Raw genomic sequence first — 11,940 nt, 5'->3', positions numbered from 1 at the left:
ATCCGATGGGCTCATGCTGAAAGTGAAACAGGTCGGATAACAACAGGAGCGCGACGTGGTCAAACATATCGATGTTCGAGGCACCCATTTCGAGATCGGTGAAGCACACGGTCGACAGGCTGCGTCGGAAATTGCCATCAGCCTTGCCACCTACCGCCGCATGTTTCAGAACATGGCGGGGCTGGACTGGGCAACAGCGCGCCATGACGCCGAACGTTTCAAGGCAGCCATCGAACATGTCTGCCCGGAGCTGCTCGAAGAGATGGCCGGTATTGCACACGGTGCCAATATTGATCCGCTGGATGTACTGGTACTCAATGCGCGCAGTGAAATCGCCCTGACCCATGCCGGTGGACCAATACAACCAGACGGCTGCTCGGCGCTTGCCCAGCATGACGTCACAACCGGCGTCCAGTGGCTGGCGCAGAACTGGGACTGGAAGGCCTCGCAGCGTGATGCCCTGATCTGCATGACCCTGCGCGCTCCCGACAAGCCGGCCATCACGATGGTGACCGAGGCCGGTATTATCGGCAAGATCGGTTTCAACGAGTACGGCGTGGGGGTATGTCTCAACGCGCTGCGCTCACAGATCTGCAAGCCCAGACTGCCGATCCATGTCATGTTGCGCCGCGTGCTGGAAAGTGACAGCGTCGAACACGCCCTGGACATGATTGATGAGGTGGGGGTGGCATCGCCTGCCCACTTTCTGATCGCGGATGGAAGCGGCCATGCCGCAGGCGTTGAGGTTTCACCGATGGGTGACAGTGCCATGGCTCCGCGTCACGGCAGGCTTTGCCATACCAATCATCTGATTGCCAGACATCTGCCGCCGGGGCTTGAGGACTTTCCGCGCGAGGACTCCTTTACCCGCCTTGAACGCCTGCGCGAACTTGTCGCCGAAAGCGAGCCTTCCTTTGCCACCCTGCGGGCCCACCTGAGCGATGAACAGGGCGCGCCGGATGGCATCAATCGTCGCACCAATCCCGATGTCGCCGAGAGCGAGCAGATGGAAACCCTGTTTACCATCGTCATGAACCTGACCGAAAGGCGCGCCGAGTTGAGTCTGGGCAAGCCCGCCGATCAACCGGAGATCATCAAGCTTTCCTTGTAACGCCGATACTGGCTGCGCCGGTATACGGCGCAGCAGTTTCAGCTGCCTGTCGTTCAGGTATTTGCCCCTGATCGACACCCGTCATGCTCCACGTCTGCATGCAGATCTACGCTTGAGCTACGTAGGCACCATTGTGAATGATACACATAAGATAACGGTATATTTATACACGCAGGACAAGGGACGTTTATCAGAAAGCGTTCAAAGGCCGCCTTTCGTCAAACCGCGTTTTCCGGGTTATTAAGCGCTGACTGCCAGCTCTTGAGCTCCTTGCGCTCACGTCGAGAAGCCAGCTGACGCGTCATGGGCTTCTCGGGGGCAAAATAATACTTACCCTGCTGGTCACGACTGATGGTAAAGGATCTTCTGGCACCTACGGGATGGCGCTGTTGGCCATAAATGCTGATGACAAGAATTTCAAAGTGGGTAAACGGTTTTTGATCAACGGGCTGGCTCGATTCATCGAGCGTGAGGCTATTGAGGGTCGCCACGCGTTCAATCAGCATGCCGAATCTACCGGCGTCAATGTATTCGCCCTGATTGATCGGCCCCTGACGCGTAATGTGTCGGAGATTTTCCGGCGCAATGAGATCCCCTTCAATATCTTCACGACTGTTGATATCGGTCACGTCAGCATAATAGGTCTCATCGTTACTGCGCAGTCTGACGATAATGGTTTCAATAAATGCCGTGCCGGTGCTCATGTTGCCGAGCATGCAGTGGGCGTTAAAGTCATGTCCATTACAGCGATTGATGATCATCTCGGGCTTTTTGCCGCTGAGAAAGTTGTGAACGATCAGCTGTAGATAGACGGCCCAGATAATGGCCATGGCCACGGTACCCAGACCACTGAAAAAGGATGCGTTAGCGAGCACCCATTCCCAGGAAGTGTTCATCCATTCCATGGAGTGTTGCCTCTCCGGTTGGGGTATCAAGTACCGTGGAGGCTAGACCAACGTCGAAGAAGCTGCCTCAACATGGATCATTGAATGGCATTTAAATATTTGAAAAACATAACAAAACGTTAACATTGGCCAGGTGGCAACATCTTCAGCCGATGTTCAGCATGCAACGTTGAATCCTGTCGGCAATAACTGCATATACTGGGACAGGGAAATATCCCGACAACCACGGAGGGATCATCATGAAACGAGCCATTGGGGCCTTTATTGCCAACTGGCTGCGCAAGCCGGAAAATCGCCGCAAGGCCAAACAGGCCGCACAGCACGTGTGGAGCCGCTTCCAGCAGGGCAAGGGAACGGCCGCCAAAAATAGCCGTACACCACCGCGTCATCAGCGTTAATACCGTGGCAGCGATAGGCCGCTCCTGAAATTTGCCGCGTGATGGATTCCTGTCCATCACGCATTTTTATGGATTGCCTGCTACTCCCCTGCCTCAGGACGGCGTCATTGAGGCACTCATGAAAGACGTGATGACCTGTGCCGTGCGGTCAGCCCGATCGATAACAAACCCGTGCCCTGCATTATCAATCAGCTGCGTCTGCCCGCTTGCAGGCAGACAATCCGCCACAAGCTGACGCGCTTGCGCCGGTACCAGCATGTCATGTTCACCAAAAAGATGAAGCTGGGGGATTTCCAGCCGGCCTAGCGTTCGGCGAAGATCCATGCTGCCCAGCAGCGCCAGCCCTGCCGCCGACTGCCGAGCATCGACCCGCGGCAGCGTGCCCAACAGTCGCTTGCCCAGATGCCAGGCATCATGTCCGCCCTGCGCCAGCCATGATGGCCACGCCCGCGCCGGCCCGTTCACCCCTGACCAGGCAGGCGGCATTACCCGTGCTCTGGTTCCCATCGTGATCAACCCGGGCGTTCGCAGGCCGCGCCGCTCGGCCAGCGCCGTGGCCAGCATGCCACCCATTGACCAGCCGCCCAGCCAGGCCCCATCAGGCAACTGCGTATCCAGCGCATCAAGCCATGCCTCAAGCCGATGACTCTTCAATCGCGGATAGGCCGTGCAGTGCACCCTGATATCGCCATTGCAGCGCTCGATGGCGCGCGCCAGAGGCGCCAGCGGCGCTGGTCCCAGCACCCAGCCGGGCAGCAGTACCAGCGTGGTCTTTTGCGTTGTGCTCATGGCTGGTTCTTTTCAGAAAATGAGGCGATATTGTCGAGCGCACAGCGCGCGCTGTCACCGTGCAATCTGTCAACGCAATATCCATTATTGAAAACCCGGGCACCCTACTGATCGCGCATGACATCACTGTACTGCGGTGCCAGCCGGCCCAGCAGTGCATTACGCGCGCCCACGTCGATCTTCTGATCCATCAGCGCCCTTTGCAGATTGTCGACCAACGCGTTGAAGCTGGCATCGGTCAGCCCCATGTGCTGGTGCGCCCGCGCCATGGAGGGTCCCTCATAGGTGCAGGGGCCATCGCTGAGTTCACAGAGGTATTGCTCAAGGGAATCTGCCAGATGATCGATGTTGGTATGGGCGAAATACCCCACGATGCGAGGATCATCGGCCACGTTGATCAGGAAGTGCGTGACGATGTCATGAATACCCGCCTCCCCGCCCAGACGCTGATAGAGCGTTGACGAAGTGGCCTGCTGGCCGGCAAAGCCTGACAGGCCGACCAGCAGCATCGTGATCGTGGCGAGACGACAGAACATGATCATGGCTCTCCTGGAAGTTACAGCGACAGCTGAAGCGATAGATAGCCGCCGCGCTGGCGTTCAATACCTGCAATACTGCCCAGATCCAGCAGGGCGCCGGTCAGCGATACGTGCTTGTTGATCAACCACGCCACATACACATCGCGCCAGCCATCCTCGCGAGCAAAGCTCAGGTTGTCCGGCTTCTGGCGATATTCAACGCCCACGAGCCAGTCCGGATTCAAAAAAAGCCCGACCGAACTCTCGACCATCAGTTCGCGATGATCATTCCTGTCACCGCCAAACCCCAGCAGGCCACCCTGATTGGCCGTGGTTGAGCGCAGGGTGGTATTGACCAGCAGGTTGCGCCCGGCAACAGCGTCAAAAAAGAGCTTGCTGCCTGCCAGATAGACATCATTGCCGCTGGTATTTCGAGCGCCCACGGCGCGGGCCAGCTCCCGGCCCTCGACCAGCTGCTTGTGCTGCACGCCCAGACTCCAGATGCCCCAGGGCCGGTAAAGCACATCACCGAACAAACGCAGCTTGGCCCCATAGATGTCCTGGGCCTGATGCCCACCCAGCGTATCGAGCGCCAGACGCTGATTTGCCAGAGAAAGCTCGAGGCGATCATAAAAATTGACGGCCATACCGCTGACCACAAGGTGGTAGTCATCCACATCGGCGCGCGTTGCGCCAACCGTTACGCCAATGTCGATGTCACTGGCGGTGCCTGCCAGCACGCCCCAGGGAGAAAGACCGCCACCGCTGGCCCCTTCGATCGCCATGACACCGCCGGTGCCCGCCAGCCGGCTGCCGGCCAGGGCCGGACTGGTGGCCGCAAGCCAGCACATCCCAGCCAGCAGCACCCATATTTTTTGACATGATGTCATCCCAGCGCCCTTTTGGTGGTGGTGCCCCCTTCGCGGTACTGCCTGATCCAGTCGATCACCTGAGCAAACGGCAAGGGCCGTGAAATCAGATAGCCCTGCAGTACGTCGCATCCCATCTCCATCAGCAATAGCCGTGAGGCCTCCGTCTCGACGCCTTCTGCCACTACGCTCAGCCCCAGGTTGTGCGCAAGCTCAATGGTGGAGTGCACGATAATGCGATCCTCCTGGTCATTATCGAGTTTCAGGATGAAGGACTTGTCGATCTTGAGCTCCTGCACGGGCAGACGCTTGAGCTGGGCAAGCGATGAATAGCCGGTACCGTAATCATCTACTGCAATATGCAGACCGGCATGGCGCAGCGCGATCAGATTGCCCTGCGCCAGGGCCGGGTCCTGAATCAGCGCACTTTCCGTAACCTCGAGTCTCAGCCTTTCAGGGCCCAGCTGATAATCCTGCAGCAGCAGATGAATCCGTTCCGGTAGCGTGGTATCCATCACATCATGTGCCGACAGGTTGACCGCGACACACAGTGACTCTCCCTGCTGCGCCCATTGATCGATCTGGCGACAGACGGTGCGCAGCATCCACTGGGTCAGCTGCGTGACCCGACCTGACTGTTCGGCCAGCGCAATAAACTCATCAGGCGGCACAAAGCCGAAGGTCGGATGTTGCCAGCGCATCAGGGCTTCAAACCCCATGAGTGCCCCACTGGTCGCCACTATCTTGGGCTGATACACCATGGTGAGCTGATCCTGCTCCACGGCAGCTCCCAGATCCCGGGCAAGGATCAACCGGCGCTGATGCAGCTCGTCCTGTCCCTGCTCATAGCGTACGTGCCGGGTACGCTCATGGCGCGCACGGTCCATGGCGATTTCGGCACAACGCAGCAGCAGACCGACACTTTCACCGTGCGCCGGATAGCTGACCTCGCCTGCGACAAGGGTCAGCGCAATCGGCGAGCGCTCATGTTCAACGGGCCGGGCCAGGTGTTCGTGCAGTTCGCTAATCCACTGCGGTGTGATGGTCTCCCCCTGCAGCATCAACAAAAACTCGTCACCGCCCAGGCGATAGGCCCGCTGACACGGCAGCGAAAGCGTCTCGAGGCGCTGCGCCAGCATGCGCAGCACTTCATCACCAATGGCGTAGCCAAAGGTGTCGTTGATCTGGCGAAAACCCACGATGGAAAACCGCAACAGCGTAAAGGGCGTGCCCTGCTCAAGGGTACGGGCAATGTCCTGCTGGGCACTGTCACGATTGGAAAGCCCGGTCAGCCGGTCATGGCGGGACTGATGCAGCAGGCGCTGCTCACGTTGATCGATGTCCGCCTGCATGCCCAGCAGGGTATCGGCCAGAAGACCAATTTCACGATGGCGACCATGGTCCAGCGCCGACAGGCGCTCCCCGCGACCGATACGGCGGGCAGAGGCCACCAGCTGCAACAGGGGGCGCGTCATGCTGCGCGCAATCAACGCCGCCACAATGGCGGTCAACACCAGCATGACGCCGAAAATGGACAACAGCTGCCAGCTCAGGGCGTGGTAGACCGCCAGCAAATCGCTGCGATCATGCTGGATGATCACCCAGGTGCGGCCCTGATCATCCCGCTGAAGCTGCATCGCACGTGACAGCGTATCGGTCATCTCCTCCATGCCACTGTGATCGATAAAGCGCCCCTGCATCAGTAACGCTCTAAAGGTATCGAGCACCGATTCGGGTGCCGCCTGAAGTGCACCGGTCACAAAGGCAGGTCCGGCGCCTTCAATCGCCCCGTCATCCACCATGAAACTGACCGACAGACGCGTCAGCGCGCCAAGCTCTTGTGCCAGGCGGTCATCCAGCATGAACCCCATTCCCACCCAGCCGATCAGACCCGGCGCACGTACCGGCATCAATACCATCTGATAGGGCACGCTATCCTGTAACACCACGCCGACTGCGCTGTCGGCATGACCGGCCTGCTGCCACATGGCGTCAAAGGGCATGGCACTGCCCACCGCCTGATGGCTGCTGGCCAGAATACGCCCCTGGGGGTCGGTCAGAAGCACCATATCAGCGCCGGCACGCTCACCGTGATTGAGCAGCACACTATCCAGGGTACCAGTATCCTGGGTCGCCACGGCCGCCCTAAAACCAAAGTCCGAGGCCAGCACGGCCACGTTGTCGCGCAAATGATGGCCACGCTCGGTCAGCAGCTGTCGGGTGACGTCCAGGGCAACATCAAGCTCTCGACTGCCCTTTAACAGGACATCGCGACGGATGGTATCGAGTGTGGCCACGGCCGTGCCCAGCTGCGCCACGACCAGCACGGCGAGCATGACCAGCAGAAGGCGATGTCGAAAGGACATTAAGGGTGCTCCTGATGCATGAGCCCTTGCTGAAAGCGCTGCTGCAGGAGGGAGGGCTTGGCCGTGGGTGGCGGTGTGGCCGCAAGTGTCAGCGCAAGCTGCGTCTCAAGGCGGGTATCAATCTCACCTTCCCACCACTGCTGGTGCGTATCCTCAAGACGTGGGTGCCATACCCGCATCGAATAGCGCCCCGGCGGCAGATGCGCCAGATCGATACGCCCGCGGTCATCGCTCAGGGCAAAAAACGATGCGTCACTGATGACGATAAAGGCCTGCATCTGGTCGTGAATATTACAACCGAGCACCTCAACGCCTGGCGCATCAAAGTGCACCGGGGGCGGCGTTTCCTTGAGATAGAGATCCAGGCTGAACACCTTCGGTGGCGAGAAGGAAAACACCTGATGACGCGTCATGTCGCGGTTGGGAAAACTGGCCACGGCGCCGACGGACATGAGAGTCACCAGCGGCTCGAAGGTGGCCTGACGCTGAACAATCTCATGATGCTCTCGTGCCCCGGTGGCCCGCTCAAGACCCGGAATATCGATTTCGATGACCACATGCTCAAGTGGCTCATTGCTGCCTGCCTGCGTTACCTGAAGCGATCCGCTTGCCCTTGCGGTCAACGAAGACAACAAAAGCAGCGCCATCAAACACCATTTCAGGGATTGCGCCATCCCGGTGCCCCCACCTGTATCAGGACCCGAACCTGCATGGCGCCATCACGCCGCTGCGGTACTGCGTCCTGCCATGAATAAATGATCTGTTGAAGATTCATCATCGGCGTCGGGGCGGGAAACTTTATGCAGCCGGATCCGAAGCGGCAGGCACCAGAATCATTAAACGAAGTTTAATTAAGGGAGTTTTTATCAAAGCGATAGCTTGCATCATGCTCGATTAAATAGCGCAACAGCCGATATAAGCACCCAGCCATTTCCACGACCTGTGCAAAACCGTCCATAGCCTTATGCCCTGTGCCATTCGCACAGCCGATCGCAGCGGAAGCGACGGGATTCATTCTTCTGAGGAAGCATTACATGCTAAACCCCAAAAAGAGCGTCAAACTCAGACTGTCGGGTAGTCTGGCCATCTGTATCGTGCTGCTGTTGATTGTAGGAGCGCTGGGTATCCATAGCGCTCAAAGGTCGCAGCATGCGCTGGAAGCGACCTTCGATACCAATGTGATAGCGCTTGAACAGATGGGCATCATGCGCACGGCGCTTTTGAGCAATCGGGTCAAGGTGGTCGCCGAGCAGCGTGACCAGAACACAGCCACGATAGCCACAACGCAGGCCGAGATGGCGCAGAATGATGCACGGGCCAATGCCGCCATGCAGACCTATCTGGCGGTGATCACGGACGAGCAGGAACGAGCGCAGGCCACTCGGCTGCAGCAGGCCATCACGACCCTGCAGGATGATCTGCAGCGCATGATGACCATGATGGCCGCGGGCGACTTTGTTGCCGCCAGCGCCTTTAACAGTGCCACCCTGCGTGGCGACTATCAGGTCGTGATAGACGGCATTGCTGCCCTTTTTGAAGGCGAAGTTGCCCGGGCCGAGCAGCACTATCAGAACAGCCATGCGGCCTATACGTCGCTCAGAAACATCACGCTGGGCGTGATTGCACTGGCCATCGGCCTGGCACTGGCGCTTTCCATCTGGCTGGTACGCGGCATCATGACACCGCTGGGCAAGGCGCGTCATTTCGCCAATGAACTGGCCCAGGGCAACCTTGCCGTTGAGACCCACATTACCTGCAAGGATGAGTTCGGCGACATGCTACATGCACTGACGGCCATGCAGCACAGGATGACTGACGTCATCCGCTCGGTCAGCCACAACGCCGTGGCCGTCAATGATGCAGCGCACAATATTACCCGCGGCAACGAGGATCTTAACCGTCGCACCCAGGAGCAGGCGGCAAGCCTTGAAGAGACCGCCGCCTCCATGGAGGAGATCACGACCACGGTGCGCCACAATGCCGACAACGCGGCACAGGCCGACCGGCTGGTGCGCGAGGTCAGTCAGCAGGCGCAGACCGGCGGCAACGTGGTGCAAAATGCCGTCTCCGCCATGAACGAGATCAGCGCCTCGAGCCAGAAGATTGCCACCATCGTCAGCCTGATCGACGAGATTGCCTTCCAGACCAATCTGCTGGCACTCAACGCTTCAGTAGAGGCCGCTCGTGCCGGTGAACAGGGCCGCGGCTTTGCCGTGGTGGCCAATGAAGTGCGAAATCTCGCTGGGCGCAGCGCCAACGCGGCGCGTGAAATCAAGCAGCTGGTCGAGGAAAGCGTGACGCGCGTGGATACCGGCGCCGAACTGGTCAATCGCTCGGGCCAGACACTGACCGAAATTGTTACCAGCGTGAAGCGCGTCACCGATCTGGTCAGCGAAATCGCCGTCGCCAGCCGGGAGCAGGCCACGGGCATCGATCAGGTCAACGTGGCCGTCTCCCAGATGGACGCCGTCACCCAGCAGAACGCAGCACTGGTGGAGGAATCGAGCATGGCCAGCCATGCCCTTCGCGCCCGCGCCGCCGAGCTGCAACAGGAGATCTCCTTTTTCAGGGTTGATGCCGCCACGGGCCCTGCCAGGGCGCCTGCCGCCTCCGGACCGGCCGCCACTTCTGCGCCGTCAACGCCGCAACCTGCCAAGGCACCTGCAACGCCGGCTCGCCCCGAGCTCAAGCGACCGACCGCGCAGCGTCATGATGTCGAGGAGTGGGCCGAGTTCTGATTCCCGCCAGCCCCACGGAAACCCCGCCATCTGGCGGGGTTTTTCATGTCATATAAACGGGCATGTGATGGCGCCCTGTCAGGACGTCTCCATGGCCACTGCCCTTTCCAGCAGCGCTCTGGCGCGCCCCTCCAGCGGAATCTCTCCTGCCAGGCGGTGACCATCACCCGACATCTTGCGCAGGGTCTTGCGCAGAATACCGATGACCTTGTCATCGTCATGCTCGGCGGCAAAGGGCGCGTAATAGTCCTGCAAAAAGACCAGACAGGCAGCATCCTCCAGCGCCCGGGTCTCCTCGTCATTTTTCAGATCTTCCTTGCGCACCAGCGCCGCTACCCGCAAGCAGTCCGCCTCGTCATAGCCCGCCTGACGTAGTACATCAGCGGCCATGTCAGCCTGGCGGGCCTTGAGCCCGGTGCGCCAGGCATGATAGCCGGGGCGGTCCATCGGATAGCTGTCACGCGGCACTTCCCAGCGCTTTAAATGCTGAGCACGCACTGCCAGCTGCAGCGTCTCGCTGGCCTGCGGCCTGAGCCTTTCCAGCCACTCACTCATGCGCTGAGCGTACAAAAGCTCATAGGGTACCTGCTCACCGTCGACTGTCTCCATGCGCGGGTCTTCGGCATGCAGCGCATCCAGCTGCGCCATTGCTGCATCGAATCGATCCCTGTCTGCCATGTGCTGCGCTCCTCTTTATTGATGTAATGATGATCTGCAGGCGTCAGGATGCCGATCCCGGGCTCTTGCCGATGATCTCACCGGATACCTGCCTGGCCAGCGGGTCTTCCTGTTCGGCCAGGCGTCCCTTTTGCCAGTCACCTCGCATGAAAAGAATCAATGCGATCAATGCCGTAATCATGTTGGTCACCGGAAAGGCCCACCAGATGCCATCAACGCCCAGCACGGTCTCCCGCGAGAGGATGAAGGCCAGTGGAAACTGCAGCACCCACTGCGACACCAGCGCCAGAAGCATCGCCACCACGGTATGACCTGCGGCGCGAAAGACCCCGGTCAGCGCCATCTGGGCGCCAATAAAACCAAACGTCAGTGACGTGATGTGAAGAAAATGGCTGCCGGCCTCAATGATCGCGGCATCGCCCGGCACAAAAAAGGCCACCAGCTCACGGGCAAACATGAAGACCAGCGCCCCGATCACGCTCAGCGCCACCAGCGCAATCAGCGCCGACAGGCGTGCGATCTGCCCGGCACGCTCGATCTGGCCGGCGCCGATATTCTGTCCTACCAGCGCTGCGGTCGACATCGAAAGCCCCAGCGCCGGAATGATGATAAAGCCCATGATATTGGTGCCCACCCCATAGGCGGCAATGGTGACGGTGCCAAACCCGGTGACCAGAAACACCATCACGTTCATGCCCAGCGCCCGGGCGGAAAGCTCCACCGAGGCCGGCAGTCCCAGCGCCAGCGCGCGACGAATGAACACCGGATCAGGTTTCAGATGATGACGCTTGAGCGCAATGCCATGGCGACCGCGGACCAGCAGCCACAGTCCGGTGCCCAGCGCCAGTGCCTGAGTCACCAGGGTTGCCAGCGCCGCACCGCCTACTCCCATGTTGAAACCGAAGATGAACAGCGGGTCCAGCACCACATTCAAAAGCACCGTACCGGTCACGATATACAACGGCAGGCGTACCTCGCCGATGCCGCGCATCAGCGCCTGAAACATGGAAAAGCCAAAGGTAAAGACCATGGCCGCCATCGAGATGCGTAAAAAGACCAGCGCCCCGTCATACACGGCCTCTTCAACGCCCAGCAGGCCCAGCAGCCCGGGCGCCAGCATGATGCCGATCACCGAGAGACTCACCGAGGTCACCACCACTAACAAAATGGTCTGGCCGGCCACCTGATTGACCCGATGATGATTGCCCGCTCCCATATGCTGGGCCACCAGGGTGGAGCCCGCCATGCTGAACCCTGATCCCAGCGCGATCAGCAGAAAGGTCACCGGAAAGCTGACCGAGACGGCCGCCACCGCATGGCCGCCCAGCCGTCCCACCCAGAAGGCATCAATCAGTTGATAGGCCGACTGCAGGATATTGGCCAGCACGATGGGCACGGCCAGCTTCAGAAGAGACCCTAGAATGGGGCCTTCCAGCAGGGTAGTCTGATGTCGCGACGCACTGCCTGCGCCTGTCTGTCGTGCCAAGGGAGGCGTCTCCTTGCAGGGGAACATGCGCCAACGATAGCGGGCCACGCCTGCGCCTGCAGCCTTCACGATGCAAAAGCAC

The 11,940-nt window shown here is 59.6% G+C and carries 11 protein-coding genes; 3 read left to right on the top strand and 8 right to left on the bottom strand.

Going from position 1 to position 11,940, the window contains the following annotated elements; all coding sequences use genetic code 11:
• The first annotated feature begins 55 nt into the window (after positions 1-55).
• Complete coding sequence (locus IE123_RS02830) at positions 56-1,111, top strand: C45 family autoproteolytic acyltransferase/hydrolase (RefSeq protein ID WP_229819548.1); 1,056 nt, start codon at positions 56-58, stop codon at positions 1,109-1,111.
• A gap of 218 nt (positions 1,112-1,329) precedes the next feature.
• On the opposite strand, the gene IE123_RS02825 is transcribed toward IE123_RS02830, so the two are convergent.
• A complete protein-coding gene (locus IE123_RS02825; protein ID WP_189514882.1) occupies positions 1,330-2,016 on the bottom strand; it encodes a hypothetical protein in 687 nt (228 codons plus the stop codon).
• A gap of 239 nt (positions 2,017-2,255) precedes the next feature.
• On the opposite strand from IE123_RS02825, the gene IE123_RS02820 reads away from it, so the two are divergent.
• Positions 2,256-2,414 (top strand): hypothetical protein, encoded by a 159-nt coding sequence (locus IE123_RS02820; protein WP_189514880.1) that lies wholly within the window; start codon positions 2,256-2,258, stop codon positions 2,412-2,414.
• Between the two features lie 93 nt (positions 2,415-2,507).
• Here the strand turns inward: IE123_RS02820 and IE123_RS02815 are convergent, their stop codons facing one another.
• From IE123_RS02815 to IE123_RS02795, 5 genes are all read right to left on the bottom strand, one after another.
• A complete protein-coding gene (locus tag IE123_RS02815) occupies positions 2,508-3,203 on the bottom strand; it encodes an alpha/beta fold hydrolase (RefSeq protein WP_189514878.1) in 696 nt (231 codons plus the stop codon).
• A gap of 104 nt (positions 3,204-3,307) precedes the next feature.
• Entirely contained in the window at positions 3,308-3,739 is a 432-nt protein-coding gene (locus IE123_RS02810) for a group I truncated hemoglobin (protein WP_229819546.1), read from the bottom strand.
• Positions 3,740-3,759: 20 nt separating this feature from the next.
• Positions 3,760-4,611, bottom strand: coding sequence for a DUF3034 family protein (locus IE123_RS02805; protein ID WP_189514874.1), 852 nt, complete (start codon positions 4,609-4,611; stop codon positions 3,760-3,762).
• Positions 4,608-6,956 carry a putative bifunctional diguanylate cyclase/phosphodiesterase gene (locus IE123_RS02800; protein WP_189514872.1) on the bottom strand — a complete coding sequence of 783 codons (2,349 nt, stop codon included), beginning with the start codon at positions 6,954-6,956 and terminating at the stop codon, positions 4,608-4,610. Before IE123_RS02800 ends, IE123_RS02805 begins: the two co-directional genes overlap by 4 nt.
• Positions 6,956-7,630, bottom strand: a complete 675-nt coding sequence (locus IE123_RS02795; RefSeq protein ID WP_189514870.1) for a cupredoxin domain-containing protein — start codon at positions 7,628-7,630, stop codon at positions 6,956-6,958. Before IE123_RS02795 ends, IE123_RS02800 begins: the two co-directional genes overlap by 1 nt.
• A 360-nt stretch (positions 7,631-7,990) precedes the next feature.
• Here IE123_RS02795 and IE123_RS02790 point away from each other — a divergent pair, with 360 nt between their 5' ends.
• A complete protein-coding gene (locus tag IE123_RS02790; protein ID WP_189514868.1) occupies positions 7,991-9,694 on the top strand; it encodes a methyl-accepting chemotaxis protein in 1,704 nt (567 codons plus the stop codon).
• A 78-nt stretch (positions 9,695-9,772) separates the two neighbouring features.
• Here the strand turns inward: IE123_RS02790 and IE123_RS02785 are convergent, their stop codons facing one another.
• Together IE123_RS02785 and IE123_RS02780 are read right to left on the bottom strand one after the other, a co-directional pair.
• Complete coding sequence (locus IE123_RS02785; protein ID WP_189514866.1) at positions 9,773-10,372, bottom strand: DUF4202 domain-containing protein; 600 nt, start codon at positions 10,370-10,372, stop codon at positions 9,773-9,775.
• 43 nt (positions 10,373-10,415) lie between these two features.
• Complete coding sequence (locus tag IE123_RS02780; protein ID WP_229819545.1) at positions 10,416-11,858, bottom strand: MATE family efflux transporter; 1,443 nt, start codon at positions 11,856-11,858, stop codon at positions 10,416-10,418.
• Positions 11,859-11,940: the final 82 nt, after the last annotated feature.

Origin of the sequence: Kushneria pakistanensis (assembly GCF_014652795.1) — a bacterium.
Lineage (GTDB): Bacteria > Pseudomonadota > Gammaproteobacteria > Pseudomonadales > Halomonadaceae > Kushneria > Kushneria pakistanensis.
This window is presented reverse-complemented; position numbering and strand designations above follow the sequence as displayed.